The 26,314-nt window shown below is 63.3% G+C and carries 29 protein-coding genes and 1 other RNA gene; 14 read left to right on the top strand and 16 right to left on the bottom strand.

Going from position 1 to position 26,314, the window contains the following annotated elements:
* The first annotated feature begins 98 nt into the window (after nt 1-98).
* From pyc to AC1DX6_RS29450, 4 genes are all read left to right on the top strand, one after another.
* A complete protein-coding gene (gene pyc, locus AC1DX6_RS29465; RefSeq protein WP_477319911.1) occupies nt 99-3,557 on the top strand; it encodes a pyruvate carboxylase in 3,459 nt (1,152 codons plus the stop codon).
* A 150-nt stretch (nt 3,558-3,707) separates the two neighbouring features.
* Nucleotides 3,708-3,968 carry a DUF2312 domain-containing protein gene (locus tag AC1DX6_RS29460; protein ID WP_477246046.1) on the top strand — a complete coding sequence of 87 codons (261 nt, stop codon included), beginning with the start codon at nt 3,708-3,710 and terminating at the stop codon, nt 3,966-3,968.
* Nucleotides 3,969-4,145: 177 nt separating this feature from the next.
* Nucleotides 4,146-4,592, top strand: a complete 447-nt coding sequence (locus tag AC1DX6_RS29455; RefSeq protein WP_477319909.1) for a hypothetical protein — start codon at nt 4,146-4,148, stop codon at nt 4,590-4,592.
* Complete coding sequence (locus AC1DX6_RS29450; RefSeq protein WP_477319907.1) at nt 4,589-4,897, top strand: hypothetical protein; 309 nt, start codon at nt 4,589-4,591, stop codon at nt 4,895-4,897. The genes AC1DX6_RS29455 and AC1DX6_RS29450 overlap by 4 nt, the downstream gene beginning before the upstream one ends.
* 62 nt (nt 4,898-4,959) lie before the next feature.
* On the opposite strand, the gene msrB is transcribed toward AC1DX6_RS29450, so the two are convergent.
* The 4 genes from msrB to AC1DX6_RS29430 all read right to left on the bottom strand — a co-directional run bounded on the left by msrB (nt 4,960) and on the right by AC1DX6_RS29430 (nt 8,155).
* The gene (gene msrB, locus AC1DX6_RS29445) at nt 4,960-5,364 is read right to left on the bottom strand and encodes a peptide-methionine (R)-S-oxide reductase MsrB (RefSeq protein ID WP_477246052.1); all 405 of its coding nucleotides are present in this window, start codon (nt 5,362-5,364) and stop codon (nt 4,960-4,962) included.
* Nucleotides 5,365-5,581: 217 nt separating this feature from the next.
* On the bottom strand, nt 5,582-6,772 hold the full coding sequence (locus tag AC1DX6_RS29440) for a vWA domain-containing protein (RefSeq protein ID WP_477319905.1): 1,191 nt from the start codon (nt 6,770-6,772) through the stop codon (nt 5,582-5,584).
* Between the two features lie 6 nt (nt 6,773-6,778).
* Entirely contained in the window at nt 6,779-7,225 is a 447-nt protein-coding gene (locus AC1DX6_RS29435; protein WP_477319903.1) for an N-acetyltransferase family protein, read from the bottom strand.
* Nucleotides 7,226-7,315: 90 nt separating this feature from the next.
* Nucleotides 7,316-8,155 (bottom strand): AAA family ATPase, encoded by an 840-nt coding sequence (locus AC1DX6_RS29430; protein WP_477319901.1) that lies wholly within the window; start codon nt 8,153-8,155, stop codon nt 7,316-7,318.
* A gap of 139 nt (nt 8,156-8,294) precedes the next feature.
* On the opposite strand from AC1DX6_RS29430, the gene AC1DX6_RS29425 reads away from it, so the two are divergent.
* The 7 genes from AC1DX6_RS29425 (at nt 8,295) to AC1DX6_RS29395 (ending at nt 12,603) form a co-directional block, all read left to right on the top strand.
* Nucleotides 8,295-8,720, top strand: coding sequence for a DUF4345 domain-containing protein (locus AC1DX6_RS29425; protein ID WP_477319899.1), 426 nt, complete (start codon nt 8,295-8,297; stop codon nt 8,718-8,720).
* A gap of 25 nt (nt 8,721-8,745) precedes the next feature.
* Nucleotides 8,746-8,901, top strand: a non-coding RNA gene (gene ssrS / locus AC1DX6_RS29420) — 6S RNA.
* Nucleotides 8,902-8,999: 98 nt separating this feature from the next.
* Nucleotides 9,000-9,587 carry a 5-formyltetrahydrofolate cyclo-ligase gene (locus AC1DX6_RS29415; RefSeq protein WP_477319897.1) on the top strand — a complete coding sequence of 196 codons (588 nt, stop codon included), beginning with the start codon at nt 9,000-9,002 and terminating at the stop codon, nt 9,585-9,587.
* Nucleotides 9,588-9,648: 61 nt separating this feature from the next.
* A complete protein-coding gene (locus AC1DX6_RS29410; RefSeq protein ID WP_477319895.1) occupies nt 9,649-10,473 on the top strand; it encodes a TIGR00282 family metallophosphoesterase in 825 nt (274 codons plus the stop codon).
* A gap of 80 nt (nt 10,474-10,553) precedes the next feature.
* Nucleotides 10,554-11,318 (top strand): TerC family protein, encoded by a 765-nt coding sequence (locus tag AC1DX6_RS29405; protein WP_477319893.1) that lies wholly within the window; start codon nt 10,554-10,556, stop codon nt 11,316-11,318.
* A gap of 220 nt (nt 11,319-11,538) precedes the next feature.
* Nucleotides 11,539-12,288 carry a YebC/PmpR family DNA-binding transcriptional regulator gene (locus AC1DX6_RS29400; RefSeq protein WP_477319980.1) on the top strand — a complete coding sequence of 250 codons (750 nt, stop codon included), beginning with the start codon at nt 11,539-11,541 and terminating at the stop codon, nt 12,286-12,288.
* 24 nt (nt 12,289-12,312) lie between these two features.
* Nucleotides 12,313-12,603, top strand: coding sequence for an Rdx family protein (locus AC1DX6_RS29395; protein WP_477319891.1), 291 nt, complete (start codon nt 12,313-12,315; stop codon nt 12,601-12,603).
* Between the two features lie 158 nt (nt 12,604-12,761).
* On the opposite strand, the gene AC1DX6_RS29390 is transcribed toward AC1DX6_RS29395, so the two are convergent.
* Together AC1DX6_RS29390 and AC1DX6_RS29385 are read right to left on the bottom strand one after the other, a co-directional pair.
* Nucleotides 12,762-13,238: an anthrone oxygenase family protein gene (locus AC1DX6_RS29390; RefSeq protein WP_477319889.1), complete on the bottom strand. Its 477-nt coding sequence runs from the start codon at nt 13,236-13,238 to the stop codon at nt 12,762-12,764.
* A 1-nt stretch (nt 13,239) separates the two neighbouring features.
* On the bottom strand, nt 13,240-14,073 hold the full coding sequence (locus tag AC1DX6_RS29385) for a Rossmann-fold NAD(P)-binding domain-containing protein (RefSeq protein WP_477319887.1): 834 nt from the start codon (nt 14,071-14,073) through the stop codon (nt 13,240-13,242).
* A 111-nt stretch (nt 14,074-14,184) separates the two neighbouring features.
* Between AC1DX6_RS29385 and AC1DX6_RS29380 the strand changes: the two genes are divergently transcribed.
* Entirely contained in the window at nt 14,185-14,826 is a 642-nt protein-coding gene (locus tag AC1DX6_RS29380; RefSeq protein WP_477319885.1) for a TetR/AcrR family transcriptional regulator, read from the top strand.
* 114 nt (nt 14,827-14,940) lie between these two features.
* Here the strand turns inward: AC1DX6_RS29380 and rpmE are convergent, their stop codons facing one another.
* Nucleotides 14,941-15,162, bottom strand: a complete 222-nt coding sequence (gene rpmE, locus AC1DX6_RS29375) for a 50S ribosomal protein L31 (RefSeq protein ID WP_477319883.1) — start codon at nt 15,160-15,162, stop codon at nt 14,941-14,943.
* A gap of 217 nt (nt 15,163-15,379) precedes the next feature.
* Between rpmE and AC1DX6_RS29370 the strand changes: the two genes are divergently transcribed.
* Nucleotides 15,380-17,182 carry an ABC transporter transmembrane domain-containing protein gene (locus AC1DX6_RS29370; protein ID WP_477319881.1) on the top strand — a complete coding sequence of 601 codons (1,803 nt, stop codon included), beginning with the start codon at nt 15,380-15,382 and terminating at the stop codon, nt 17,180-17,182.
* A 23-nt stretch (nt 17,183-17,205) separates the two neighbouring features.
* On the opposite strand, the gene AC1DX6_RS29365 is transcribed toward AC1DX6_RS29370, so the two are convergent.
* The gene (locus tag AC1DX6_RS29365; RefSeq protein WP_477319879.1) at nt 17,206-18,693 is read right to left on the bottom strand and encodes a carboxypeptidase M32; all 1,488 of its coding nucleotides are present in this window, start codon (nt 18,691-18,693) and stop codon (nt 17,206-17,208) included.
* A 153-nt stretch (nt 18,694-18,846) separates the two neighbouring features.
* Between AC1DX6_RS29365 and AC1DX6_RS29360 the strand changes: the two genes are divergently transcribed.
* Entirely contained in the window at nt 18,847-19,200 is a 354-nt protein-coding gene (locus AC1DX6_RS29360; RefSeq protein WP_477319877.1) for a DUF1304 domain-containing protein, read from the top strand.
* Nucleotides 19,201-19,268: 68 nt separating this feature from the next.
* Here AC1DX6_RS29360 and AC1DX6_RS29355 read toward each other — a convergent pair whose 3' ends face one another.
* From AC1DX6_RS29355 to AC1DX6_RS29320, 8 genes are all read right to left on the bottom strand, one after another.
* On the bottom strand, nt 19,269-19,688 hold the full coding sequence (locus tag AC1DX6_RS29355) for a hypothetical protein (protein ID WP_477319875.1): 420 nt from the start codon (nt 19,686-19,688) through the stop codon (nt 19,269-19,271).
* A gap of 248 nt (nt 19,689-19,936) precedes the next feature.
* The gene (locus tag AC1DX6_RS29350) at nt 19,937-20,965 is read right to left on the bottom strand and encodes a peptidoglycan -binding protein (protein ID WP_477319873.1); all 1,029 of its coding nucleotides are present in this window, start codon (nt 20,963-20,965) and stop codon (nt 19,937-19,939) included.
* Nucleotide 20,966: 1 nt separating this feature from the next.
* Entirely contained in the window at nt 20,967-21,992 is a 1,026-nt protein-coding gene (locus tag AC1DX6_RS29345) for a MotA/TolQ/ExbB proton channel family protein (protein ID WP_477319871.1), read from the bottom strand.
* 162 nt (nt 21,993-22,154) lie between these two features.
* Nucleotides 22,155-22,841 (bottom strand): PAQR family membrane homeostasis protein TrhA, encoded by a 687-nt coding sequence (trhA, locus tag AC1DX6_RS29340; protein WP_477319869.1) that lies wholly within the window; start codon nt 22,839-22,841, stop codon nt 22,155-22,157.
* Nucleotides 22,842-22,955: 114 nt separating this feature from the next.
* Nucleotides 22,956-23,756 carry an inositol monophosphatase family protein gene (locus AC1DX6_RS29335; protein WP_477319867.1) on the bottom strand — a complete coding sequence of 267 codons (801 nt, stop codon included), beginning with the start codon at nt 23,754-23,756 and terminating at the stop codon, nt 22,956-22,958.
* A gap of 83 nt (nt 23,757-23,839) precedes the next feature.
* A complete protein-coding gene (gene efp, locus AC1DX6_RS29330; protein WP_477246089.1) occupies nt 23,840-24,406 on the bottom strand; it encodes an elongation factor P in 567 nt (188 codons plus the stop codon).
* A 113-nt stretch (nt 24,407-24,519) separates the two neighbouring features.
* The gene (locus AC1DX6_RS29325) at nt 24,520-25,611 is read right to left on the bottom strand and encodes a tetratricopeptide repeat protein (RefSeq protein WP_477319865.1); all 1,092 of its coding nucleotides are present in this window, start codon (nt 25,609-25,611) and stop codon (nt 24,520-24,522) included.
* Nucleotides 25,583-26,230 carry a thiamine phosphate synthase gene (locus AC1DX6_RS29320; RefSeq protein ID WP_477319863.1) on the bottom strand — a complete coding sequence of 216 codons (648 nt, stop codon included), beginning with the start codon at nt 26,228-26,230 and terminating at the stop codon, nt 25,583-25,585. Before AC1DX6_RS29320 ends, AC1DX6_RS29325 begins: the two co-directional genes overlap by 29 nt.
* Between the last annotated feature and the right edge of the window lie 84 nt (nt 26,231-26,314).

Raw genomic sequence — 26,314 nt, 5'->3', positions numbered from 1 at the left:
AAATCGGTTTAATCGCCTCCTGATTTTGTTTGCACTGCAGCATTTTCGCGTTAATCATTGCCTTTAGCCCCCATCCTCTCGTGTCTGGAGCCCAGTCCTTGGCAATCACGAAGATCCTTGTCGCCAACCGGTCCGAAATCGCCATCCGCGTCTTTCGCGCGGCCAACGAACTGGGCCTCAAAACTGTGGCGATCTGGGCAGAGGAAGACAAATATTCGCTGCACCGTTTCAAGGCCGACGAAAGCTACCAGGTCGGGCGCGGACCGCATCTGACCCGCGATATGGGGCCGATCGAAAGCTATCTGTCGATCGAGGAGGTGATCCGCGTCGCCAGGCTGTCGGGCGCCGATGCGATCCACCCGGGCTACGGCCTGTTGTCGGAGAGCCCCGAATTCGCCGACGCCTGCGCCGAGGCCGGCATCACCTTCATCGGCCCGAAGCCGGACACGATGCGAAGGCTCGGCAACAAGGTTGCGGCGCGCAACCTCGCCATCGAGGTCGGCGTGCCGGTGATCCCCGCCACCGATCCGTTGCCGGATGACATGGAGGCGGTCAAGAAACTGGCCAAGGAGATCGGTTACCCGGTGATGCTGAAGGCATCGTGGGGCGGTGGCGGTCGCGGCATGCGCGCCATTCGCGCCGAAGCCGACCTTGCCCGTGAAGTCACGGAAGGCAAGCGCGAGGCGAAAGCCGCCTTCGGCAAGGATGAGGTCTATCTCGAGAAGCTGATCGAGCGCGCCCGCCATGTCGAGGTGCAGGTGCTGGGCGACCGCCAAGGCAACGCCGTGCACCTGTTCGAGCGCGACTGTTCGATCCAGCGCCGCAACCAGAAGGTGGTCGAACGGGCGCCGGCGCCGTATCTTGAGATGGCGCAACGCGAAGAGCTGTGCGGTTACGCGCTGAAGATCGCCCGCGAGACGGCCTATATCGGCGCCGGCACGGTCGAGTTCCTGCAGGATGCCGACACCGGCAAATTCTATTTCATCGAGGTCAACCCGCGTATCCAGGTCGAGCACACCGTCACCGAACAAGTGACCGGCATCGACATCGTCAAGGCGCAGATCCACATCCTCGACGGCTTTGCCATCGGCACGCCGGAATCGGGTGTACCGGCGCAGAAAGACATCAGGCTGAACGGCCATGCCCTGCAGTGCCGCATCACGACGGAAGATCCCGAGCACAATTTCATTCCGGACTATGGCCGCATCACCGCCTATCGCGGCGCCACCGGCTTCGGCATCCGGCTCGATGGCGGCACAGCCTATTCGGGTGCGGTCATTACCCGCTTCTACGATCCGCTGCTGGAGAAGGTAACGGCGTGGGCGCCGACGCCGGTCGAGACCATCGCCCGCATGAACCGGGCGCTGCGCGAGTTCCGCATCCGCGGCGTGGCGACCAATCTGACTTTCCTCGAGGCGATCATCAATCACCCGAGTTTCGCGGACAATTCCTACACGACCAAGTTCATCGACACGACGCCGGAGCTGTTCCAGCAGGTCAAGCGGCAGGACCGCGCCACCAAGCTGCTCAACTATCTGGCCGATGTCTCCGTCAACGGCCATCCCGAGACGCGCGGCCGGCCCAAGCCGAAGGCCGATGCGGCGGCCCCTGTGGTGCCCTATCTCAATGGCAATGTACCTGGCGGCAGCAAGCAGAAGCTCGACGCGCTCGGGCCGGAAAAATTCGCCGCGTGGATGCGCGCGCAAAAGGAGGTGCTGGTCACCGATACGACGATGCGCGACGGGCATCAGTCGCTGCTGGCAACGCGCATGCGCACGCATGACATCGCCGGCATTGCCGGCACTTATGCACGCGCACTGCCGCAGCTTTTGTCGCTCGAATGTTGGGGCGGCGCCACGTTTGACGTCGCCATGCGCTTCCTCACCGAAGACCCGTGGGAGCGGCTGTCGCTGGTGCGCGAAGCCGCACCCAATCTGTTGCTACAGATGCTGCTGCGCGGCGCCAATGGCGTCGGCTACACCAACTATCCCGACAATGTCGTGCAGCATTTCGTCCGTCAAGCAGCTGCCGGCGGCATCGACCTGTTCCGCGTCTTCGACTGCCTGAACTGGGTCGAGAACATGCGCGTCGCCATGGATGCGGTTGGCGCCGAGGGCAAGCTGTGTGAGGCGGCGATCTGCTACACCGGCGACATCCTCGATCCGGCGCGGGCCAAATACGATCTCAAATATTATGTCGGGCTGGCCAGGGAATTGCAGGCGGCCGGCGCCCACATCATCGCCGTCAAGGACATGGCCGGCCTGCTGAAGCCGGCCGCGGCCCGCGTGCTGTTCAAGGCGCTGCGCGAGGCGAGCGACCTGCCGATCCATTTCCACACGCACGATACCTCAGGCCTGTCGGCGGCGACGGTGCTGGCGGCGGTGGAGAGCGGCGTCGACGCCATCGACGCGGCAATGGATTCGCTGTCAGGCAACACCTCGCAGCCATGCCTGGGCTCGATCGTCGAGGCGCTGAAGGGCACCGAGCGCGACCCCGGCCTCGATCCGCTGTGGATCAGGAAAATCTCGTTCTACTGGGAGGCGGTGCGCAACCAGTACGCCGCCTTCGAGAGCGACCTCAAAGGTCCGGCCTCGGAAGTCTATCTGCACGAAATGCCGGGCGGGCAGTTCACAAATCTGAAGGAGCAGGCGCGCTCGCTCGGGCTGGAAACGCGCTGGCACGAGGTGGCGCAGACCTATCACGACGTCAACCTGATGTTCGGCGATATCGTCAAGGTGACGCCGTCGTCCAAGGTGGTCGGCGACATGGCGCTGATGATGGTGAGCCAGGATCTGACTGTCGCCGACGTCGAGAACCCCAGCAAGGACATCGCCTTCCCGGACTCGGTGGTGTCGATGCTGCGCGGCGATCTCGGCCAGTCGCCCGGCGGCTGGCCGGAGGCGCTGCAGAAGAAGGTTTTGAAGGGCGACAAGCCGATCACGGTCAGGCCAGGCTCGCTGCTGAAGGCCGCCGACCTGAAGGCCAGCCGCAAGGAGATCGAGGAGAAGCTCGAGCGCAAGCTGTCAGAATTCGAATTCGCCTCGTGGCTGATGTATCCGAAGGTTTTTTCCGACTTCGTCGGCGCGCAGGAAACCTACGGGCCGGTCAGCGTGCTGCCGACGCCGACCTATTTTTACGGCATGAAGTCGGAAGACGAGATCTTTGTCGATATCGAGAAGGGCAAGACGCTGGTGGTGCGCTGCCTGGCCATCGGCGATGTCGACGAGAAGGGCATGGTGACCGTGTTCTTCGAGCTCAATGGCCAGCCGCGCCGCATCAAGGTGCCGGACCGCGCGCATGGCGCTTCCGCCGCCAAGGCGCGGCGCAAGGCCGAGCCCGGCAATGAAGCACATGTCGGCGCGCCGATGCCGGGCGTGGTCTCTGCACTTGCGGTTGCCGCCGGTCAGGCGGTTAAGGCCGGTGACGTGCTGCTGTCGATCGAAGCCATGAAAATGGAGACGGCGCTGCATGCCGAGCGCGACGGCACGATCGCCGAGGTGCTGGTCAAGGCCGGCGACCAGATCGACGCGAAGGATCTGCTGATCGCGTTTAATTGACGCGCGGATCGATCGCTCCGGGGACGGCTGGCAGCAGCCGTTCTCGAAGCGCCGATAATGTCTTGACCCGCCGCGCCCGCTCGGGCATCGAACCCGCTCCAATTTCGCCGCACCAGAATCGCGGCGCTTAAAAAGAAGCGGAGAAGAAAAATGGCCGACGACATCACCGATACCAGCCAGACTGTTGCCGCCGGCCAGTTGCGCGCCTTCATCGAACGCATCGAGCGGCTCGAGGAAGAGAAGAAGACGATTTCCGACGACATCAAGGAAGTGTTCGCCGAGGCCAAGGGCACTGGCTTCGACACCAAGGCGATGCGGTCGATCATCCGGCTGCGCAAGAAGGACCAAGCCGAGCGCCAGGAAGAGGAAACCATCCTCGATCTGTACAAGGCTGCGCTCGGCATGGTGTAGAGACTGTCTGGAAATTCTACTCCAGCGGCCATCTGATGGCGTTTTCTGTGCTCACCTAGGCTCACGGACCCAAAAGTCCGCTGCGCTCCGGTTCTCGAAACCACCACCATATGACTCGCCGGAGCGAATTTCGAAACAGTCTCGGGCCGAGCATGATGCTGGAGCGGGCATCGAACCATGAGCGAATTCGATTTTGGCGCTCGCCGCGCCTCTGAATTTCGCCAGCGCAGCTTCTGGACGCTGTTCGCGGAACGGCATCCGGAAGAACGCGCCCTGATGGCGCGGCGCGGACCCTGGTTCTGGCAGCGCGGGCTGCCCGATTTCGCGTTGGTGCTTTCCATGTATGTCGCGCCGGCGCAGAACCATGTCGGCGTCTTCTTCGGCCGCAACGAGAAGTTCGGCGCCACGCAGGCCTGGACGCGGTTGAAGCCGTTCCAGCCGGCGATCGAAGACAGGCTGAAGCTCAGGCCGGAGCAGAGTTGCGACGGCCTCGGCATCAATTCGATGTGGCGGGTCAACTGCTATGCCGAGGACAACTGGCCGGCCATGGCCGACTGGCTGGTGACGGAATGCTCACGCATCGAGCGCGCCGTCACCGAGGTGCTGGGGCAGAGCAAGATATGAAATCCGGCGTCGGGTCCTTCTTTGGCTCGCGCTGGCAAGGCTTGGTACCGCTCGACCGGCTGTTCTGGCGCGACCTGGCCTTTGTCGGCACCGCCATCAACATCGCCTCGACGGTGGCGGCACTCATCCTGCTCGGGCTGAAGCTGCCGCTCGCGTTGGTTTTGGCAGTGCATTTTTCGCCGGTGCCCTACAACATCTTCCTGACCCTTGCCGTCTGGCGAACCGCCGAGAAGGCCGGTGGCGCCAAGGCCTCGGCGATGATGCTCGGTTCCGCTTTGTGGCTAATCCTGACGGCTGTTCTCTGAGGCCGTCGCTGAACGAAAAAGGGCGGCCGGAGCCGCCCTTCGCGCGATGACCGAGTTGCGGCTTAAGCCGCCGGCTCGAATTTCAGCGCCACGCCGTTGATGCAATAGCGCAGGCCGGTCGGCGGCGGGCCGTCGTCGAAGACGTGGCCGAGATGGCTGCCGCAGCGGGCGCAGTGGCATTCGGTGCGGACCATGCCGTAGCTGCGGTCGACCGTGTTCTCGACCGAACCCGGGACCGGATCGTTGAAGCTCGGCCAGCCGGTGCCGCTCTCGAACTTCAGCTTGGATTCGAACAGCGGCTGGTCGCAGCCGACGCAGGAAAAGGTGCCGGCGCGCTTTTCGTAGAGCAGCGCGCAGCTTCCCGGCCGCTCGGTGCCATGGTTGCGCATCACCGCATATTGCTCCGGCGTCAGCCGGGCGCGCCATTCGGCATCGGTGCGGGTCACGGGATAGGTGTGGGTGTCCATTTGATCTCCTCAGCCTTGCCGGCTCGTTGTTGATTGCAAGCTATATTCGCACCAACATAGGCATTTGTTACAGCGATATTCAGGTGAGGCCGGCCTGCAAATGGCTGATACCTGCGCTTCCGGTGCTCACGTACGAAAAGTACGCTCCGCTCCGGTTCTCGGTATCAACCATTTTCGCCTCGGCCTGACCTGAATCTCCACCGTTCGAGCAGGCAAATCAATGTTTCCTGGAAAGCTGTTTCGTAGCGCCTTCCAGCCCGGCGAGCGTCAGCGGAAACATGCGGCCGCCGAAGATGTCGCGGATCATCGCGATCGAATGGGTAAAGCCCCAATTCTTCTGGTTTTCCGGGTTGAGCCATACCGCGTTCGGCCATTGCTGCAGCAGGCGACCGAGCCAGACGACGCCGGCCTCCGGGTTCCAGTGCTCGACCGAGCCGCCGGGGTGCGCAATCTCGTAGGGGCTCATCGAGGCGTCGCCGACGACGATCACCTTGTAATCCGGGCCGTATTTGTGAAGCAGGTCGAAGGTCGGAATCACCTCCGCATGGCGGCGGCGATTGTCCTTCCACACGCCCTCGTAGAGGCAGTTGTGGAAATAAAAATATTCGAGCTGGCGGAATTCGGCGCGCGCGGCCGAAAACAATTCCTCGACGGTTTTGATGTGATCGTCCATCGAGCCGCCGACGTCGAAGAACATCAACAGCTTCACCGCGTTGCGCCTTTCGGGCCGCGTCTGCACGTCGAGATAGCCATGCTCGGCGGTGGCATGGATGGTGCCGGGCAGGTCGAACTCTTCCTCCGCGCCTTCGCGCACCCAGCGGCGCAAGCGCTTCAGCGCGATCTTGATGTTGCGGGTGCCGAGTTCGACGGCATCATCGAAATTCTTGAACTCACGCTTGTCCCAGACCTTGACCGCGCGGCGGTTGCGGCTTTCGTGCTGGCCGATGCGCACGCCTTCGGGGTTGTAGCCATAGGCGCCGAAAGGCGAGGTGCCGCCGGTGCCGATCCATTTCGAGCCGCCCTGGTGGCGGCCTCTTTGTTCCTCCAGCCGTTGCTTCAGCGTCTCCATCAGCTTTTCGAAACCGCCCAGCGCCTCGACCAGCTTTTTCTCCTCGTCGGTCAGGTGTTTTTCGGCAAGGCGGCGCAACCATTCCTCGGGAATACTGGCGACGTCTACCGCATCCGGCCCTCCCAGCGCCTCGACACCCCTAAAGACATGCGCAAACACCTGGTCGAAGCGGTCGATATGGCGCTCGTCCTTCACCAAAGCGGCGCGGGCAAGGTAGTAAAAGCCCTCGACATCATAGTCGACCAGTCCCGCTTCCAGCCCCTCCAGCAGCGACAGATATTCCCTTAGCGAAACAGGAACCCGCGCGGCCTTTAGTTCGAGGAAGAAGGGGATGAACATGTCTATCTATAGCAAATCATACTCGATGAAGCCCGTGCGCCGCGCCACATGGTCGTATAGCTTGCGCGCGGTGGTGTTGGTTTCGTGCGTCATCCAGTAGACATTTTTCACGCCAATCTTGGCCGCTTCCTGCTTCACCGCTTCGATGAGGGCCGCGCCGATGCCCTTGCCGCGCACGTCGGGGTCGGCGAACAGGTCCTGCAGATAGCAATTGTTTTTCTCCGACCAGCCGGAGCGGTGGTAGAGATAGTGGGTCAGACCAACCGCCTTGCCGTCGAGCGTGGCGATGAAGCCTTTCGGCTCGAACTCGCCTTGCGTGAACAGTCGTTTCCAGGTGAGGGCGTAGACCTCTTGCGGCAGTTTCGTCTCGTAGAAGGTGAGATAGGCAGTCCACAGCCGCTGCCAGTCTGCGTGATCGGACTGTGCCAGCGGGCGCACGGTGATTTCGGTCATTTCATTTCTCCGAAGTTTTAGAGCGCCAAGCTGCCTCGGTGCGCAGTCGCCGGCAACGGTCCACAGCAGGGAAAACCCTATTGCTGCCGCTTACCCCTGCCGTCTCGCCATAAAAGCCAGGCGCTCGAACAGGTGCACGTCCTGCTCGTTCTTCAGCAGCGCCCCATGCAGTTTTGGCAGCGCATTCTTCGGGTCGGCGCGCAGATCCTCCGGTGCGATGTCGTCGGCCACCAACAACCGGATCCAGTCCAGCGCTTCGGAGGTCGACGGCTTTTTCTTCAGGCCGGGGACGTCGCGGATTTCGTAGAACTGGGTCAGCGCCGCGCGCACCAGATTCTGCTTGATGCCGGGATAGTGGACGTCGACGATTTTGTGCAGTGTCTCGACGTCGGGAAAGCGGATGTAGTGGAAGAAGCAGCGGCGCAGGAAGGCGTCCGGCAGCTCCTTCTCGTTGTTGGAGGTGATGATGACGATCGGCCTGACCTCGGCGCGGATCGTCTCGCCGGTCTCGTAGACGAAGAACTCCATCCGATCGAGTTCCTGCAGCAAATCGTTGGGGAACTCGATGTCGGCCTTGTCGATCTCATCGATCAGAAGCACGACCTTCTTGCCGGCGGCGAAGGCTTCCCAAAGCTTGCCGCGCTTGATGTAGTTCCTGATGTCGTTGAACCTGTTATCGCCGAGCTGGCTGTCGCGCAGCCGCGACACGGCGTCATATTCGTACAGACCCTGCTGCGCCCGCGTCGTCGACTTGACGTGCCATTCGATCAGGTCGAGGCCGAGTGCGGATGCCACTTGCCTGGCAAGTTCGGTCTTGCCGGTGCCGGGCTCACCCTTGACCAGCAAGGGCCGCTCTAGCGCGATCGCCGCGTTGACCGCCACCATCAGGTCCTTGTCGGCGACATAGGCCGCCGTGCCTTCGAAACGCATTTTTGCTCCTTGGTTCTCTTCAGTTGAACCGTAAGGACGCGGCCTTGCCTGTGCAAGGCTGCGGCGAAGCTGCCGTGAAACCTCGTGCCGCCAAATACGTTGCTTCGTCAGGTCCAACCTCGGACCGGGGGCGACAGAGTTGAAAGAAAAGACGTTCGGCAAAGCGGCGCTACAAGTGGCTGTCGGGGTGCTGGCGGCGACGCCGGTGCTGGTCGGCTTCGAAGGCATGGTGTCGGGACCGCAGTTTCTGCATGTCGCACCGCCGTGGCCGGTCGATCTCGACAGCCATTTCCGTTTCCTCTCCGGCTTTTTCCTAGCCGTCGGCATCGCCTGGTACAGCTGCATTCCCGGCATCGAGACCAATACCGAACGGTTTCGCCTGCTCGCCGCCTGCACCTTCACCGGCGGGCTGGCGCGGCTTTTTTCGCTGCTGATGGCCGGCGCGCCGTCGGCGGGCCACATCGCCGGGCTCTGCGTCGAACTGCTGGCGGTGCCGGCGCTGGTCTGGTGGCAGGGGCGTGTCGCGAATAAAGCAGCCGAGAATGCCCTGGCATCTGGTCTATAGGCCGCAACAAGCCTATATCGGGGGTGACGGTCTGCGCTTCCCGGCAGGAGAACATTTTCCCCGGGGCCTTAATGATCCCTAGGGAGCTGTCCCTGGGAAGACCCGTGGGTTTTCTCATACGGCGCCCACCTACTTTGTAGGTTCCCGGGATCGCTCTCTCCACCGGTTGTGTGGATCGTCACTCAAACGCTTTGGATCCACTGACATTTCGGCGGATCATGCGGTAGAAACGTCGTTCCTGACACTCCGTTCAAACCCGACCTTTTCTACCTTGGCTCCATGACATCTCCAAAAGAATTGAAGAAACACCTCCGCAAGGAAGCACTCGGCCGCCGCGATGCGCTCGATGCGTTCTGGCGGGTGGAAGCGGCGCTCGAAATGGCCGAGACGGCGCGCGATCACCTCGCGATCGAACCGGGACAGATCGTCTCCGGCTTTTGGCCGATGCGCTCGGAGGTGGATGTGCGGCCGCTGATGTTTGCGTTGCGCGAGCAAGGAGCGCGGCTCTGCCTGCCGGCCATTCTCGACAAGACGACCATCGTCTTTCGCGAACTGGTGCGCGGCGCGCCGATGGTCGAGATGGGATTCGGCACCGTCGGGCCGCATGAAGAGGCCGAGGTGCTCGATCCCGCGGTGATGCTGGTGCCGCTGGCCGCCTTCGACGCGCGCGGCCACCGTATCGGCTATGGCGCCGGCTATTACGATCGCGCCATCGCCAGACTGATCGACAAGGGCCAGCCGCCCCGGCTGATCGGCATCGCCTTCGACTGCCAGGAAGTGGCGCTGGTTCCCGACGAGCCGCATGACGTCGTCATCTCGGAAATACTCACCGAGAGCGGGTTGCGCCGGTTCGCGCCAAAATTGTAGATAGATTATCTTTCAGACGCATGATCCTTTCCAAGGAGCCATGCAGCTTTTCAGGACGTAGATGAGACTTCTCTTTCTTGGCGATATGGTCGGCAAATCGGGACGCACGGCAGTGTGGGAACAGCTGCCCGGCCTGATCTCGGATTTCAAACTCGATTTCGTCATCGTCAATGGCGAGAACGCCGCCGGCGGCTTCGGCATCACCGAAGACATCTTTCGCGACACGATCGCGGCCGGCGCCGATGTCGTGACCACCGGCAACCATGTCTGGGACCAGCGCGACGCGCTGGTTTTCGCGCCGCGCGAGGAGCGCTTCCTGCGCCCGTCGAATTTCCCCAAGGGCACGCCGGGGCGTGGCTCCGGCGTCTACATCGCCAGGAACGGCGCGCGCGTTCTGGTCGCCAACATCATGGGCCGGGTGTTCATGCACCCCGAGCTGGACGATCCGTTCCAGGCCGGCGAGCGCGAGCTGGCCGCCTGCCCGCTCGGCGAACAGGCCGATGCGGTGGTCATCGATTTCCATGCCGAAGCGACCTCGGAAAAAATGTGTTTTGCGCATTTCGTCGATGGCCGTGCCAGCCTCGTCGTCGGCACCCACACGCATCAGCCGACCGCCGATCACCAGATCCTCAATGGCGGCACCGGCTATCTGTCCGACGCCGGCATGTGCGGCGATTATGATTCCTCGCTCGGCATGGACAAGGAAGAGCCGCTCAACCGGTTTCTGTCAAAAGTGCCGAAAGGCCGGTTCGAAGCGGCGACCGGACCGGCGACATTGTGCGGCGTCGGCATCGATATTTCCGACCGCACCGGCCTGGCCGAGAAGATCGCGCCGTTTCGCCGCGGGCCACGGCTGGAGGAAACCGCGCCGTCCTTCTGGTCGTGACATTGATATGGGTGCGCGCAGTACCTAACTGCCGGCCAACCGCGAAACTGCTCTAGATCGTTAAAGAGGGGACGACCTCCATGCAGCTCATCGAATTCCTGGCGCCGCATTTTGCCTTCGTCAATGATCCGACCGCGTGGATCGCGCTGCTGACGCTGGTGGTGCTGGAGATCGTGCTCGGCATCGACAATCTGATCTTCATCTCGATCCTGACCAACAAATTGCCGGAAGCGCAGCGGGCCCGCGCCCGGCGGCTCGGCATTTCGGCGGCGCTGGTCATGCGGCTAGTGCTGCTTGCCACCATCTCGATCATCGTCCAACTGACGACGCCGGTGTTCACCGCCTTCAGCCACGGCTTTTCCTGGCGCGACCTCATCCTAATCGCCGGCGGCCTGTTCCTGGTGTGGAAGGCGACCAAGGAAATCCACCATACGGTCGATCTCGACGATCATCAGGACTCGATGATGGGCGAGACGCTGCAGCTTTCGCTCGCCGGCGCGATCTTCCAGATCCTGCTGCTCGACCTCGTCTTCTCGATCGATTCGATCATCACCGCCGTCGGCATGACCGATGAGATCGCCATCATGTACATCGCGGTGATCGTGGCGGTGAGCGTGATGATGCTGGCGGCCGCGCCGTTGGCCAATTTCATCGCCAAGAACCCGACCATCGTCATGCTGGCGCTGGGCTTCCTGTTGATGATCGGCATGACGCTGATCGCCGACGGCATGGGCTATCATGTGCCCAAGGGCTACATCTACGCCGCCATGGGCTTTTCGGCGCTGGTCGAAGGCCTCAACATGCTGGCGCGCAAGCGCAAGAAGTCCCGGTCCGGCGGCCATTAGCCCAGGAAAAGGCCGCGGCCCTCAACGCTCGCGCCGCATACACGGCGCGGCTGGACGAATTGAGCCGATTTATCTATAAGCCGGCCATTCCGACAGAGAGCGCCGTTGTGTCCGTCCGGACGCACAAGGGCCGTTCTAAATTTTGAATTTGAGCATTGCGGAAGACGAGGTGAAATCACCTCGCTTCGGCATGCTCAGCCGAGAAGACGACAGGGGTGCCATGGCTGGCCATTCACAGTTCAAGAATATCATGCACCGCAAGGGCCGCCAGGACGCGGTGCGGTCGAAAATGTTTTCCAAGCTTGCGCGCGAAATCACCGTCGCCGCCAAGAGCGGTACGCCCGATCCGTCGATGAACCCGCGTCTGCGACTGGCAATCCAGAACGCCAAGGCGGTGTCGATGCCGAAGGACAACATCCAGCGCGCCGTAAACAAGGCGTCGATGGGCGATGCTGAGAATTACGAAGCGGTGCGCTATGAAGGCTACGGGCCGGGCGGCGTGGCACTGATCGTCGAAGCGCTGACCGACAACCGCAACCGTTCGGCCTCGAACGTGCGCGCCGCCTTCACCAAGGCCGGTGGTGCGCTCGGCGAAACCGGCTCGGTGTCGTTCATGTGGAACCGCGCCGGCGAGATCTACTATCCGGCGTCTGCCGGCAGCGCCGACAAGGTCATGGACGCGGCGATCGAGGCTGGCGCCGATGACGTTGAAACAGACGAGGAAGGCCACACCATTTATTGTGGCTTCGAGAGCCTCGGGGAAGTGTCCAAGGCACTGGAAGCCTCGCTCGGCGAGGCTGAGTCGGTGAAGCCGATCTGGCAGCCGCAGAACAATGTTCCCGTCGACGAGGAACGGGCACAGTCACTGATGAAGCTGGTGGCCACGCTCGAGGACGACGACGACGTGCAGAGCGTCTACGCGAATTTCGAGGTCGACGACGAGACCATGGCCAAGCTCAGCGCGGCGTAAGATATGAGCGGAGCTCAATCTGATATGAGCGAAAAACCGCTGCCCACCATCCGCATCACCTATTGCACCCAGTGCCAGTGGCTGCTGCGGGCCGGCTGGATGGCGCAGGAGCTGCTCTCCACCTTCGGCACGGATCTGGGTGAAGTAACGCTGGTGCCCGGCACCGGCGGCATCTTCACCATCAGCTGCAACGACACGCTGGTCTGGGACCGCAAGCGCGACGGCGGCTTTCCCGATGCCGCCAAGCTCAAGCAGCTGGTGCGAGACGTGATCGACCCGGACCGCGATCTGGGCCATTCCGACCGCAAGGCCTAATCTGCGTCGATATTCAGCTGAGGCCGGCCTGCAAATGGTGGATACCTGCGCTTCCGGTGCTCACGTACGAAAAGTACGCTCCGCTCCGGTTCTCGGCATCCACCATTTTCGACTCGGCCTGACCTGAATCTCAACGCAGCTTACTTGCTCAACGACTTTCAGAGCAGCGCGAAGATGAAGCAGGCCATCGCCACGATGGCGGTGATGGTTCGGACGTGGTTCCACATCACCCATTGGCTCAGATGGTTCGCCCACACGGCAGCGCCGTTGGCGCTGGCCGGGTCGACGGCGGCGAGCGCATCGTTGAGCGGCACATTGAAGACCATGGTCACGATCGGGTTGCCGATCAGGTAGATCACCGCGCCGGCAAGCAACCAGTACGAGCCTGACTGGCTCCAGCCCATGATGGCGGCGGCGATAAGCACCACACAGAGCAGGCCGGTGCCGAAAAGCGCCGTCATGAAGGTCGGGGTGATCACCGTGATGTTGATCGAATTCATCGCGGCGATGCCCGCTGGGACGGGCAACCGGGCGAGCGCCGCCATGACGAAATTGGAAAAGGCGAAAAACACGCCGCCGACGACGCCCGAGCCGATTGCGGCAATGATGGTGAGGGTGGGAAGAAGCTTGATCATCTCATTTGCTCCAGATGCCGGTGGCGGCGGTTTCGGTTGCATAGGTGAAGAAGTCCTTCGGCGCGCGGCCAAGCACGCGCTGGACGCCGTCGGTGAGCGCCTCGTTGCGGCCGTCGAGCACTTCGGTGAACAGCTCGTTGAGCAGCCAGGCGAACTCAGGCGGCATTTTGTGCGCGGCCACCGCGGCCGTGAACTCGGCGTGCGAAATCCTGACAAAGCGGATGTCGCGTCCGGTGGCCCTGGCGATCTCGGCGACCGCGTCGGCGAAGCTCAGCAGTCGCGGCCCGGTCAGCTCATAGAGCTGGCCGGCATGGCCCGGCTCGGTCAGCGCGACGAAGGCGGCTTCGGCGATGTCGTCGGCATCGACGAAAGGTTCGCCGACACCGCCGACCGGCAACGCCACCTCGCCGTCGAGCAAGGAATAGATGAGGAAGCCTTCGCTGAAGTTCTGGGCGAACCAGGCGCAGCGCAGGATCGTCCAGTCGGCGCCGGAGGCTTTTACCATCTCTTCGGCGCGTTGCGCTTCCGTCTCGCCGCGCCCCGACAGCAGCACCAGCCGGGTGACGCCGCTGGCCACGGCAAGCCTGGCGAAGGCACCGATCGCTTCGGCGGCACCCGGAACGGCCAGGTCTGGATAGTAGCTGATGTAGACGGCGCCGACGCCCTGCAGCGCCTGGCCCCAGGTCGCGGGGATTTCCCAGTCGAAGCCTGGGGTGCCGGTGCGCGAGCCGATCCGCACCGGCAGGCCGCGCGCGGTCAGCCGCTCGGCAAGGCGGCGGCCGGTTTTCCCGGTGCCGCCGAGTACCAGAATTGGTTTCGATGTCGTGTCAGTCATTTCGGGTTCCTCTGTTTTGCAAATATGAGCAATCCTCACATTTGCAAAACGTGATAAACCCTCGTATTTTGTGAGTCAAGTGATTTTGGCGGCGATTTTTGGGAGACAGTCATGGAAGACACCGCAGCATCCGTTTCGCCGCCGGAGCAGATCGCATCGCCGCGCCGGGCGCCGAGCCAGCAGCGCAGCCGCGAACGCGTCGAGCGGATGCTGGCCGCCGCCTCGGCCCTGATCGCCGAGCAAGGCAGCGACGCCATGCGCATGGGCGAAGTGGCGGAAAGGGCCGGCGTGTCGATCGGTTCGCTCTACCAGTTCTTTCCCGACAAGCGGGCGATCATCTGGGCCCTGGCCGAGCGCCATACCGCCGAAAGCCAGGCCTGCATTGCCGCCGCTTTGGCCGATGTCAGTGACGCCGAGGGCCTGCGACGGGCGTTTTCGGAGCTGGTCGATATCTATTACGGGCTGTTTCTGGCGGAGCCCGTGATGCGCGACATCTGGTCGGGCACACAGGCCGACAAGGCGCTGCGTGAACTCGAACTCGCCGACAGCCGCGCCAACGCCGAATTCCTCACCACGGTGCTGAAGCGGCTGCGGCCGGCCGCCGATCCGGCGGCGCTGGAAACCACGGCATTTCTCATCTGGCAGATGGGCGAGGCCGCCATGCGGCTGGCGATCTCGGTTGAGCGGCAAGAGGGCGATGATCTGGTCGCCGCCTACAAGCGCATGGCGCTCAGGGAACTGGTCGGTGAGTAGGACAGGGCTTTGACGGAATGGCCGAACCAGCAAGTTTCGCTGGATTTCAGCCAACAAAAAACCGCCAAAAGGGCGGGTTTTTGATCTGCGAGAAGCCGAAAGGGGCTATTTAGTTTAGAGGCCGAAGCCTTCGAAGCGCTTCTTGAACTTCGACAGGCGGCCACCGCGGTCGAGCAGGGTCTGCTGGCCGCCGGTCCAGGCCGGGTGGGTGGTCGGGTCGATATCGAGGTTCATCGTATCGCCTTCCTTGCCCCAGGTCGAACGGGTCATGTAGTCGGTGCCGTCGGTCATGACGACCTTGATGGTGTGGTAGTCGGGATGGATGTCGGTCTTCATTGTTCTGATCCTGGGCTTTGTTCGTGGCTTGCCGGAGCGGCCGACGGGCGCAAAGCCTGCGTCGATGCGCCCCTTTTTAAAACTCGAAGCCGCAGCTATTGAGGAGCCACGGCTTCTAAAACGGTCGGCGAGCCTATACATCAGCCGGAATTGAATCACAAGGCCGCGGCAGGCGCATATTGAAGCGCCCACCCGAAAGCGGCCAGAGGAAACGGTCATGGCGGATATCAGCGGCGGGGAAGACGAGCGTCGGCGCTCGCTCAGGCCGCTGCGGCGCCTGTTTCCCTATCTCACCCGCTACCGGAAAATGGTCATCGGCGCGGTCATCTCGCTGGTCGTCGCGGCGGCAACGACGCTGGCGCTGCCGCTGGCCGTGCGGCGCATGATCGACCACGGCTTTTCGGCTTCCGATTCCAATTTCATCGCCGAGTACTTCGCCATGCTGGTGGTGATGGCTGCCTTGCTGGCGGCGGCGTCGGCCAGCCGCTACTATTTCGTCATAACGCTGGGCGAGCGCGTCGTTGCCGACATCCGCAGCGATGTGTTCCGCCATGTCACCACGCTGTCGCCGTCCTTCTTCGACACCGCACAGTCGGGCGAGATCGTGTCGCGTCTCGCCGCCGACACGACGCAGGTGAAATCGGCTGTCGGGGCGACTGCCTCGGTGGCGCTGCGCAACGTCATCCTTGGCCTTGGCGCCGTTGCGATGATGGTCGTCACCAGCCCGAAACTGTCGGGGCTGGTCATCGCTGCCATTCCGCTGATCGTGCTGCCGCTGGTCGCCTTCGGCCGCTCGGTGCGGCGCAAGTCGCGGCTTGCGCAGGACACGCTGGCCAATGCGACGGCCTATGCCAGCGAGCAGATCGGCGCCGTGCGCACGCTGCAGGCCTTCACCAACGAAAAGCTGGTCACCAATCGCTTTTCGGCTGCCGTGGAAGCCGCGTTCGACGCGGCGCGGGCCTCGGTCTTTGCCCGCTCCTTCCTCACCTTCTTCGCCATCTTCATGATCTTCTCCTCGGTGGTGGCGGTGCTGTGGTTCGGCTCGCGCGACGTGCTCGCCGGCACGCTGTCGCCGGGCACGCTCGGCCAGTTCCTGCTCTATTCGGTGTTCGCCGCCGGCGCGCTCGGCGCGCTGTCGGAAGTGTGGGGCGAACTTGCCCAGGCGGCCGGTGCCGCCGAGCGGCTGACCGAGATCCTCGCTGAAAAACCGGCCATCCAGGCACCGGCCGATCCGAAGCCGCTGCCGGCGACGGCGAAAGGCGCGATCAGCTTCGACGATGTGTCCTTCTCCTATCCGGCCCGGCCGGATCGCGCCGCCGTCCATGGCCTCAGTTTCCAGGTCAAGCCCGGCGAAACGGTGGCGATCGTCGGTCCCTCGGGGGCCGGCAAGAGCACGGTGTTCTCGCTGATCCTGCGCTTCTACGACCCCGAGACCGGCAGGATCGTCATCGACGGCGTCGACGTGCGCGAAGCCGATCCTGCCGCGGTGCGGGCGCGCATCGCCATCGTGCCGCAGGATGTCACCATCTTCGCCGCGACCGCGCGCGAAAATATCGGCTTTGGCCGGCCGGGCGCCAGCGAGGCCGAAATCGAGGCGGCAGCGAAAGATGCGCTGGCCGACGAATTCATCCTGAAGCTCGAGAAAGGCTATGACAGCCAGGTCGGCGAGCGCGGCGTGACGCTGTCCGGCGGCCAGCGCCAGCGCGTCGCGATTGCCCGCGCGATCCTGCGCGACGCGCCGATCCTTTTGCTCGACGAGGCGACTTCGGCGCTCGATGCCGAAAGCGAGACGCTGGTGCAGATGGCACTGGAGCGCCTGATGCAGGGCCGCACCACCATCGTCATCGCCCACCGGCTGGCGACGGTGCTGAAGGCCGACCGCATCCTGGTCATGGATGGCGGCCGCATCGTCGAGGAAGGCACCCACCAGAGCCTCGTCGCCAAGGGCGGCATCTATGCGCGGCTGGCCAAGCTGCAGTTCGAAACCGGCGCCAGCGCATTCAGGGGCGCTGCCGAGTAGGCATGCGCATTCCGCCTATTTGCCTAGGCTTCCCCATATCGCTTGCGCAAATGATCGGTGAAATGCGCTGCATTGAGCTTTTCGCCCGTGGCGCGTTCGAGCAGTTCCGGTGTCGACCAATGCGACCCTTGCGACCAGATTTTCCTGCGGCGCCAGTCGTTGATGGCGGCGAAATCGCCCCTGGCAAGATCGTTGTCGACTGAGGGATGGTCTTTCGTCAGCGCCGCCCATTGCTGCGCCGCCATCATGGCGCCCAGCGTGTAGGAGGGGAAATAGCCGAAGGCCGCACCCGGCCAATGTACATCCTGCATCGGCCCGTCGGCCGGATTGTCGATGGTCGACAGGCCGAGATAGTCGCGCATCTTGGCGTCCCAGGCCTCGGGCAGGTCGGCCGCCTGCAGCCGTCCGGAGACCAGTTCCTGCTCGAGCTCGTAACGCAGGATGACATGCAGCGGGTAGGTCACCTCGTCGGCGTCGACGCGGATCAGGCCGCGCTCGACCCGGTGCACATGCGGCAGGATGTCGTCGAGCGTCCAGCTTTCGCCGAGATGCCGTTCGACCACCGGCAGTGCCCAGCGCCAGAATTCAGGGTTGCGGCCGAGCTGCTTTTCGACGAACAGGCTCTGGCTTTCATGCACCGCCATGCCGCGCGCCTTGCCGAGCGGCCAGTGCGCCCACGCCTTCGGCAGGTTCTGCTCGTAGAGCGCATGGCCGGTCTCGTGCAGCACGCCCATCAGCGCCGACAGGAAATCGGAAGTCTTGTAGCGGGTGGTGATGCGCACGTCGCTGGGCACGCCGCCGCAGAACGGATGGTGCGACACAGACAGCGAGCCGTGGGTAAGGTCGAAGCCGACCGCCGCCATCATGGCGAGGCCAAGCTCGCGCTGCCTGTCGATCGCATAGCTGCCTGACAGCGGCTTTAGCGGGCGTTTGCCCAGGCGCTCTTCCTGCACCGCCAGCGCCTCAGGGACAAAGCCTTTCAGAAAAGTCTTCAATTCGGCGAACACCGGCGTGATGTCGGCGGCGCGGTTGCCGGGATCGTACTGCTCCATCAGCGCGTCATAGGGATCGAGGCCGAGCACATCGGCGCGCAGTGCTGCCTCTTCGCGCACTAGCGTCACGATGCCTTCGAGCGCCGGCAGGAAACCGGCCCAGTCGTTCTTGGCGCGCAGGTCGCGCCAGAGCTGCTCGGAGCGCATGCGGGCGACCGTCTGCCGCTCGACGAATTCCACCGGCAGGCAGGTCAGGTTGGTGTATTGCCGGCGCAATTCCCTGACCGCCACCTGCTGTTCTTCGTTCAGCACTTCCTGTTCGGCCGCCGCGATCCAGTCGGCGATCTCCGGCGCTGTCGCCTGTCGGTGATGCATGCCGGCAAGGGCCGACATCGCCTCGGCACGCTTCTCGCCACCGCCGACGGCCATATGGGTCGCCTCGTCTGCGCCGAGGATGGCAAGCGCATGCTCCAGCGCTTCGAGCTTGTGGCCGAGGTCATCGAGTTTCTGAAAGGACATGGGCTGCTTCCGGTGAGTTTGGACGGCGGGAAAAGATACCAACGCACGTGTATTGGCAACCCTCCAGGGCCGGTCTCGTTGATGCACCTTGCGGAAGTGACGGCGCGCGTGGAATGCTGGTGACTGCAAAAGACGGCGATGGAGGGAGACGAGATGATCGGCAACATTCTGGTCGGGCTGGTGGCCCTGATCCATGCCTACATCGTCTATCTGGAGATGGTGCTGTGGGACACGCCGCGCGGCCACAAGGCGTTCAGCCTGACGCCGGAATTTGCAAGCGCCTCGAAAGTGCTCGCCGCCAATCAGGGGCTCTACAATGGCTTTCTCGCCGCCGGGCTGATTTGGGGACTGTATCTCGGCGCCGCCGGATTCCAGATCAAAGTGTTCTTCCTGCTCTGTGTCGCCATCGCCGGTCTCTACGGCGCGGCGACGGTGGGCAGGAAAATCCTGTTCATCCAGACAGTGCCGGCAGTGCTGGCGCTGCTGGCGGTGTGGATCGGCTGGTAAAAAAGACGCCAGCGGGGCAACAGCCCCGAGGCGCCAGGCAGTCCCTTCCTTGTCCGTGCCGGACAGCGTCAACCGTTCGGATAGTTTCCGCCGTCGGCACCGTCGCCGATGGCGAAGCCGCTGCCGGTATCGCTCATCAGCCGCTGATCGAGGTTGTCGAGCCGGTGCAGCAGCTGGGCGTATTGCGCTGCCGGTATCCTGCCATGGTCGGCGGCGGCGGTTTTTTCGGCGGCCTGGCTGATATGGGCAGCCCGCTGGTGCAGCTTTTGCGCCTCGGCCGGCGTGATGGTGTTCGCCTGCCTTGCGTCGGTGATGCCCTTGTCCACGCCTTGCACCTGCTCGATGAGGGCTGCAACGCGCGGGCCGGTTAGATCGGTCGGTGCAGCCTCATCGAGGGCGCCCTTGTGGTGTCCGGCGGCGTAGGCGCCTGCGAGTGGGACGGCGATGAGAAGTGCGGTGAGCGTTGCAGTCCTGTTGAAAGAGCGCATGGTTGCGTCCTCCTCTTATTGGGGAAGGCGGCGATTGTTTCGCCAGGCTTCCGTCCGGGCCGTCCGGTTCCGTCGCGTCGCGATGATGGGAGCCATCGCCGGCGGTTCTCGGCCCATGGCGGACGCTAGGATCGCGCTGCGGCAAAGTGTAATTAAAAAAAGATAATCTTTTCAGGCCTTGCCGGCCTCGGGCTGCGCCCTAGAGTTGAGCCGACGAACAAATTCGCGTGATACCGCGTGAAGATCGATCAACGTTCGGTGAGCTTCAATTCGATACGGCGGTTCTTGTTGCGCGCCTCTTCGGTGTCGGCGGGATCGAGCGGCTGGAATTCGCCGAAGCCGGCGGCGACCAGCCGGTTGGCCGGCACGCCGTTCTCGATCAGGAACTTCACCACCGAGGTCGAGCGCGCCGTCGACAGTTCCCAATTGTCGCGGTAGCGGCCGGCGCCGGACAGCGGCTTGTTGTCGGTGTGACCGTCGACGCGCAGCACCCAGTTGATCTCCGGCGGAATCTCTTTTTGCAATTCGATGATGGCGTCGGCGAGCTTCTTCATCTCAACCTTGCCGGCGTCGTTGATTTCTTCGGAGCCGGTCGGGAACAGCACTTCCGACTGGAAGACGAAGCGGTCGCCGACGATGCGGATGTTCTCGCGGTCGGCGAGGATTTCGCGCAAGCGCCCGAAGAAGTCGGAGCGGTAGCGGTTGAGTTCCTGCACGCGCTGCGCAAGCGCCACATTGAGGCGGCGGCCGAGATCGGCGATCTTGGTGTTGGAGTCGCGGTCGCGCGTTTCCGACACGTTGAGCGCATCCTCGAGCGCGCCGATCTGCTTGCGAAGTGCGGCGATCTGCTGGTTGAGGATCTCGACCTGGCTCAGCGCCTGCTGGCTGATCTGGCGCTGGCTGTCGAGTTCGCCGCCCAGCTGTATGGCGCGCTGGTTGGCGGCGTCGCCGGCGCCGGCACCTTGCGCCAGCAACTGTTCGAGCCGGCTCTTTTCCGCCTCTGACGCCGACAGCGATGCCTGCAGATTGGCGAGCGAATCATCCTTGTCCTGCGTCGTCGAGCGCTCCAGCGCCAGCAGTTGCGTCAGTTCGTTGATCTGCGAGTTGAGGCGGGTGAGCGCCGTATCCTTGCCGGAGAGTTCGCGACCGAGCAGGAATTGCGCCAGAACGAAGACGGTGAGCAGGAACATGATCGCCAGAAGCAGCGTCGACAGCGCGTCGACAAAGCCCGGCCAGTAGTCGATGCGACGATCGGTGCGCCGCTTGGCGAGCGCCATGTTAGTGGACCCCGGGCTTCTTCAGGGCGTCGGCGATCTTTTCCAGCGTGTTGCGCATCGCCTTCTGTTCGTCCGACTGGGCTTCGACCCAGTCGCGCATGATCTGCTGTTCCGAGCGCATGTTCTTGACCAGACCCGAAATGCCATCGGCGAGATTGGCCATGGCGGTGGCAACGCGCGGATTGGAGCCGCCGCCATTCTCCTGCATGCTGCGCAGCCTTTCCGACAGCACGCGGATCTCGTCGGAGGATTCGGTCTTGGCCGGATCGGCGACGACGATGTCGGACGACAGGTCAGTGACCGAGGACAACCAGTTTTCAAGTTCGGTGTAGAAACGGGTCTGGGCGCGGCCGGCCTGCAGGTCGAGGAAGCCGAGCACCAGCGAGCCGGAGAGGCCGAACAGAGAGGACGAAAACGCGGTGCCCATGCCGGCCAGCGGCGCCGACAGCCCTTGTTTCAGCGAATCGAGCACGGCGGCGGCATCGCCGGTGCCCGGATCGAGCGACTCGATGGTCTCGCGGATCGAGCCGATGGTGTTGAGCAGACCCCAGAAGGTGCCGAGCAGACCGAGGAACACCAGCAGGCCGACGAGGTAGCGCGAGGTGTCGCGGCTTTCGTCGAGGCGGGTGGCGATCGAATCAAGCATGGTGCGCATCGAGCTGGTCGAGAAGGCCACGGTCGACGAGCGGCCGATCATCGCCTTCATCGGCGCCAGCAGCACCGGTTCGGTGGTTTCGGAGCCGGCACGGAAGGAGTTGACCCAGCGCACTTCCCGAAACAGGCGCCCGACCTGGGCGAAGGCGAGCAGGATGCCGACCGCCAGCACGCCGACAATCAGGCCGTTGAGGCCGGGATTGCTGCCGAAAGCGGTCGAGATCTGGCGGGTCAGGATGGCGGCGATGAAAGCGACGATGGCCAGGAAGATGACCATGGTCAGCACAAAGACCTGCGGGCTCGACAGTTTGTGCGGATCGTAAATCAAGACGTCGGAACGCCTGCCCATGCCGAAGGATCTGAGAAAAGCCATCCGTGCCCCGTTTCCGATGCTCTATTTGCCTTGACGCAATTCCGAACGGGAAACCGCTCACACTTTCCCTTGAATTGCTCCAGTGCCGCCGATCACGTATTTCGCGACTTTAAACGGAATTGTGACCAAATTGAATGGCGCCTGGCAATATTGCCGGAGAGCCTAGAACCGGTTGATGACCAGGCAGTCGACCATGGCGGCCAGATGCAGGCCAGCGCCGGTGACGACAAAGCCGTGCCACAGCGCATTGTGGAAGCGCAGGCCTTTCCAGGCGAAGAAGATGACACCACAGGAATAGACGACGCCGCCGGCAACGATGAGCGCGATCGACGTCGTCGGCAGCGTCTCGACAAGCGGCTTGGCCACGACGATGCCGCTCCAGCCGATGGCGAGGTAGAAGACGATGGCCAGCCGGTCGAAGCGGCCGGGAAGCAGCACTTTTATGGCGATGCCGATGGCCGCCGCGGTCCACACCAGGACGATCATCGAAACGGCCAGCGGCGAGGTGTCGAGCTGGGCGAGGAAAGGCGTGTAGGTGGCGGCGATCAGCAGGTAGATCGCGGCATGGTCGAAGCGCCTCAGGATCCACTTCGCCGGTGACGACACAGGCCACAGATTATAGGCGAGCGACACCGACAGCACAGTCAGCAGCGAAACCACGTAGAAGGCGGCGGCGACATATTCGCCGGGACCGACATGGAAGGCGGCCAGCGCCAGCAACGCCGAGCCGGCTGATATCGCCAGCACGATGCCCACCGCGTGGACGACGCCGTCGGCGATCATTTCGGCGCGCGAATAGTGCCAGCGACCCACGAAGGGGATTTCAATCTCTGGCCGCGCGTCCGTCATGAATGATCCTGCATCACCCCTATTTGGGCGCTTGCCGGACAGTATTTCAAGCTTTGGTTGCGGTTTTGCGACTGCGGCGCTTCAGCGCGCCAGGTGCTTTGGGCGCCAAGCTTCTCAGCGTGGCGTGACCGGCTTTTTGACCGTCTTCAACAGCGCGCGATGGATGACCTCGTTGCCGGCGACGACCGAGCCGTGGTCCAGCATGTCCTGGCCGCCATCCATGTCGGAGACAAAGCCACCGGCTTCGCGGATCAAAAGAATGGCCGCGGCCATGTCCCAGGCCGACAGGCCGGTTTCCCAGAAACCGTCCATGCGGCCGGCGGCGACATAGGCGAGATCGAGCGAGGCGGAGCCGAGGCGGCGGACGCCGGAAACCTCGGCCATGACGTTGCGCAGTTCGACGAGGAAATTGCCGTGCTGGCCGCGCCCGAGATGTGGCACGCCGCAGCCGATGACGGTGTCGACCAGCTTGGTGCGGCCGGCGACGCGTAGCCGGCGGTCGTTCATGAAGGCGCCGCCGCCGCGCTCGGCGGTGTAGAGCTCGTCCATCGCCGGATTGTAGATGACGCCGGCGACAACCTGACCCTGGCGCTCCAGCGCGATCGAGATGGCAAACAGCGGAATACCGTGCAGGAAATTGGTGGTGCCGTCGAGCGGATCGACGATCCAGCGGTGCTGGCCGTCGTCGCCTTCGATGGCGCCACGCTCTTCCATCAGGAAGGCGTAGCCCGGCCGCGCCTTCGACAGTTCGGCAAACAGGATGTCCTCGGCCTTGCGGTCGGCCTGGCTGACATAGTCGCCCGGCCCCTTCATCGACACCTGCAGGTTCTGCACTTCGCCGAAGTCGCGCGCCAGCGAGCGGCCAGCCTTCATGGCGGCCTGAACCATGACGTTTAGAAGTGCGGAGCGTGCCATCGTTATTCTTCCTGCTGCGCTTTAACCTTTGATTTGATGCATGTCGTTGACCCAAAACCGGGGCCACTTTTGGGCGACATGCATCAGTCCGCGCGGCGCACGTAAGTGATTTCGTTGGTGTCGACGATGATGCGCTCGCCCGAACCGATGAAGGGCGGCACCAGCACGCGGATGCCGTTTTCCAGTACCGCGGGCTTGTAGGAGGACGCGGCTGTCTGCCCCTTCACCACCGGATCGGCCTCGGTGATGGTCAGCGTGACATAGTCGGGCAGCGAAATGCCGATCGGCCTGTCTTCATAGAGCTGAACTGTCACCATCATGCCGTCCTGCAGGAACGCAGCACGATCGCCGACGAAGTCCTTGTTCAATTCGAGCTGCTCGTAGCTCTGGGTGTCCATGAACACCAGCGCGTCTTCTTGCGCGTAGAGGAAGGAAAAATCCTTCAGGTCGAGCCGGATCTGCTCGACCGTCTCGGCTGAGCGGAAGCGCTCGTTGAGCTTGGTGCCGTTGATCAGGTTCTTGAGTTCCACCTGGTTGTAGGCGCCGCCCTTGCCGGGCTTGACGGTGTTGGTTCTGACCGCCACCCACAGGCCGCCATCGTGCTCGATGACGTAGCCGGGACGGATTTCGTTGCCATTGATCTTGGCCATGATGATTTTTGATCCGGAATGAGATGTTCGCCGCTGCGAATTCGGCCTCCAAGACCACAAATCGCCAGAAGAGGCAAGGGAGGCGGCCTCGAGGGGTAGACCAGGGGTAGGCCTTAGGGCAGGCGGTTTGCCTTCTGCAACGCCTGCTTGGTCTGGTCGTCGGTCAGGCCCTGCAGGAAATCGTCCATCTCGGGATCGATGAGCCCGGCGCGGCGGGCGACGATGTACCAGGCGCCGGCGAGGATGAGATCCGGATCGGTGCCGATGCCTTGCATATAGAGTTTGGCGAGGCGATTCTGGGCGGCGACATTGCCGCCCTCGGCAGCCTGTTTCATCCAGCCGAAGCCGGATTTCATGTCGCGCGCGCCGCCACGTCCCTCGATCATCCAGGCGGCAAGATCGATCTGCGCGGTGTCGTAATTCTGCCTGGCAGCCTGTGCCAGCAGGCGGCGGGCCTGGGCATCGTCGCGCGGCTTGCCGCCGGCGCCATTGGCATAGATCTGCGCCATCGCATATTGCGCATCGGCAAGGCCGGTGGCGGCGGCCCGCTCGTAGTAAGACGCCGCTTTTGCTATGCCGGCATCGCCGGGGTCCTGCTGGATCAGCAACTGCGCGAAATTGAACTGCGCCAACCGATTGCCGGCCTCGGCGGCAGCCTGCATCAGCGCATAGGCCTCTTTCTCATCCTTCTTGACGTAGCGACCGTCGAGCAGCATCAGCGCATACTGGAATTGCGATTCCGGCACGCCCTGCTCGGCGGCAAGCGCGTACCATTTGGCGGCCTCCGCCGCATTGAGCGGCACGCCCAGCCCGCGCGACAGGATCTCTGCCAACAGCGTCTCAGCCGCCGGATCGCCATTTTGCGCGCGGGTCAAAGCGAGGTTGTAGGCCGTCTTGTAGAGACCGCGCTGAAAGGCGCCGTAGGCCGGGTCCGCCGGCTTGGCGCCAAAGCGATCGGGATTGATGGTGTCGGCCGACGGCAGCGGGGCGGGTTCGGCGGTGGTGGCGGGCTGCGGCAGCGGCTTGTCGATGGGCTTGTCGACATGCACGCCGATATCGGGCACGCCGATGTCTGGCTTGGGCTGCGGCAGCGGTATGGTCTGCGCAGCGGTGGCGGCGCCCTGCATCATCAAGACCGCAACCAGGGCCTGGAGAGGAAGCATTGGCGAGGACATTTCAGTCCTCGAAACGCGGAGCTGTTTCATCGAGCAGCAAATTGGCGGCGGCGACCGCCGCCTTGGGGTCGACACCATCGGCGAAGACGGCGCTGGACAGGGCCACGAATTCGGCGCCGATGGCGGCCACCGCTGTCACCGAAGCGAGATCGGAACCGGCCATGACGATGCACGGGATCTGGATCACGTCGGCCCAGAATTGCCCAAGCGACAGGTTGCGGGGGTGCGGCTCCGGCTTGTTGTCGTAGCCGAAGCGGCCAAAGAACATGTAGTCGGGCCTGAGCTCGCCGAGCTCCAGCGCATCGTCGCGGGTCTTGGCGCCACCGGTGCCGACCATCATCTTTGCCTGGAAATGTCCGATCGTCTCGGCAAGTTCGGCCTTGCCGACCTCGACATGGATGCCGTCGGCCTGGACGCGGCCGGCAATACGGGTGTCGCCGGCAATGATGACCGCGACACCGGCCGCTTGTGCAACCGGCACGATCTCTTCGGCGAAGGCCTGGAAGGAGGCTTCATCCATGCCGTTTTCGGGCAGGATCAGCGAGGCGACGTCGCCGCCTTCGAATGCCGCCACAATACGTTGCGCAGGCGCACCTGGCGGCGCGATCAGCACGATGCGGCAGCGGTTTGGAGGTGTTGCTTCGTTCATAGGCCTTCGATCCCGGTTTTCGCCTATGCCGGGCGAAGATGGTTGGATTGCGGCATAGAGCAAACTGGCCGCCTTGAACAGGCG

The organism is Mesorhizobium sp. P2_C4 (genome assembly GCF_056404575.1).
This window is presented reverse-complemented; position numbering and strand designations above follow the sequence as displayed.

Excerpts from the sequence above, each read along its gene's own strand:
- AC1DX6_RS29460 (WP_477246046.1), top strand. The coding sequence starts at position 3,708 with ATGGCCGACGACATCACCGATACCAGCCAGACTGTTGCCGCCGGCCAG.
- AC1DX6_RS29455 (WP_477319909.1), top strand. The coding sequence starts at position 4,146 with ATGAGCGAATTCGATTTTGGCGCTCGCCGCGCCTCTGAATTTCGCCAG.
- AC1DX6_RS29450 (WP_477319907.1), top strand. The coding sequence starts at position 4,589 with ATGAAATCCGGCGTCGGGTCCTTCTTTGGCTCGCGCTGGCAAGGCTTG.
- msrB (WP_477246052.1), bottom strand. The coding sequence starts at position 5,364 with ATGGACACCCACACCTATCCCGTGACCCGCACCGATGCCGAATGGCGC.
- AC1DX6_RS29440 (WP_477319905.1), bottom strand. The coding sequence starts at position 6,772 with ATGTTCATCCCCTTCTTCCTCGAACTAAAGGCCGCGCGGGTTCCTGTT.
- AC1DX6_RS29435 (WP_477319903.1), bottom strand. The coding sequence starts at position 7,225 with ATGACCGAAATCACCGTGCGCCCGCTGGCACAGTCCGATCACGCAGAC.
- AC1DX6_RS29430 (WP_477319901.1), bottom strand. The coding sequence starts at position 8,155 with ATGCGTTTCGAAGGCACGGCGGCCTATGTCGCCGACAAGGACCTGATG.
- AC1DX6_RS29415 (WP_477319897.1), top strand. The coding sequence starts at position 9,000 with ATGACATCTCCAAAAGAATTGAAGAAACACCTCCGCAAGGAAGCACTC.
- AC1DX6_RS29410 (WP_477319895.1), top strand. The coding sequence starts at position 9,649 with ATGAGACTTCTCTTTCTTGGCGATATGGTCGGCAAATCGGGACGCACG.
- AC1DX6_RS29405 (WP_477319893.1), top strand. The coding sequence starts at position 10,554 with ATGCAGCTCATCGAATTCCTGGCGCCGCATTTTGCCTTCGTCAATGAT.
- AC1DX6_RS29400 (WP_477319980.1), top strand. The coding sequence starts at position 11,539 with ATGGCTGGCCATTCACAGTTCAAGAATATCATGCACCGCAAGGGCCGC.
- AC1DX6_RS29395 (WP_477319891.1), top strand. The coding sequence starts at position 12,313 with ATGAGCGAAAAACCGCTGCCCACCATCCGCATCACCTATTGCACCCAG.
- AC1DX6_RS29390 (WP_477319889.1), bottom strand. The coding sequence starts at position 13,238 with ATGATCAAGCTTCTTCCCACCCTCACCATCATTGCCGCAATCGGCTCG.
- AC1DX6_RS29385 (WP_477319887.1), bottom strand. The coding sequence starts at position 14,073 with ATGACTGACACGACATCGAAACCAATTCTGGTACTCGGCGGCACCGGG.
- AC1DX6_RS29380 (WP_477319885.1), top strand. The coding sequence starts at position 14,185 with ATGGAAGACACCGCAGCATCCGTTTCGCCGCCGGAGCAGATCGCATCG.
- rpmE (WP_477319883.1), bottom strand. The coding sequence starts at position 15,162 with ATGAAGACCGACATCCATCCCGACTACCACACCATCAAGGTCGTCATG.
- AC1DX6_RS29370 (WP_477319881.1), top strand. The coding sequence starts at position 15,380 with ATGGCGGATATCAGCGGCGGGGAAGACGAGCGTCGGCGCTCGCTCAGG.
- AC1DX6_RS29365 (WP_477319879.1), bottom strand. The coding sequence starts at position 18,693 with ATGTCCTTTCAGAAACTCGATGACCTCGGCCACAAGCTCGAAGCGCTG.
- AC1DX6_RS29360 (WP_477319877.1), top strand. The coding sequence starts at position 18,847 with ATGATCGGCAACATTCTGGTCGGGCTGGTGGCCCTGATCCATGCCTAC.
- AC1DX6_RS29355 (WP_477319875.1), bottom strand. The coding sequence starts at position 19,688 with ATGCGCTCTTTCAACAGGACTGCAACGCTCACCGCACTTCTCATCGCC.
- AC1DX6_RS29350 (WP_477319873.1), bottom strand. The coding sequence starts at position 20,965 with ATGGCGCTCGCCAAGCGGCGCACCGATCGTCGCATCGACTACTGGCCG.
- AC1DX6_RS29345 (WP_477319871.1), bottom strand. The coding sequence starts at position 21,992 with ATGGCTTTTCTCAGATCCTTCGGCATGGGCAGGCGTTCCGACGTCTTG.
- trhA (WP_477319869.1), bottom strand. The coding sequence starts at position 22,841 with ATGACGGACGCGCGGCCAGAGATTGAAATCCCCTTCGTGGGTCGCTGG.
- AC1DX6_RS29335 (WP_477319867.1), bottom strand. The coding sequence starts at position 23,756 with ATGGCACGCTCCGCACTTCTAAACGTCATGGTTCAGGCCGCCATGAAG.
- efp (WP_477246089.1), bottom strand. The coding sequence starts at position 24,406 with ATGGCCAAGATCAATGGCAACGAAATCCGTCCCGGCTACGTCATCGAG.
- AC1DX6_RS29325 (WP_477319865.1), bottom strand. The coding sequence starts at position 25,611 with ATGAAACAGCTCCGCGTTTCGAGGACTGAAATGTCCTCGCCAATGCTT.
- AC1DX6_RS29320 (WP_477319863.1), bottom strand. The coding sequence starts at position 26,230 with ATGAACGAAGCAACACCTCCAAACCGCTGCCGCATCGTGCTGATCGCG.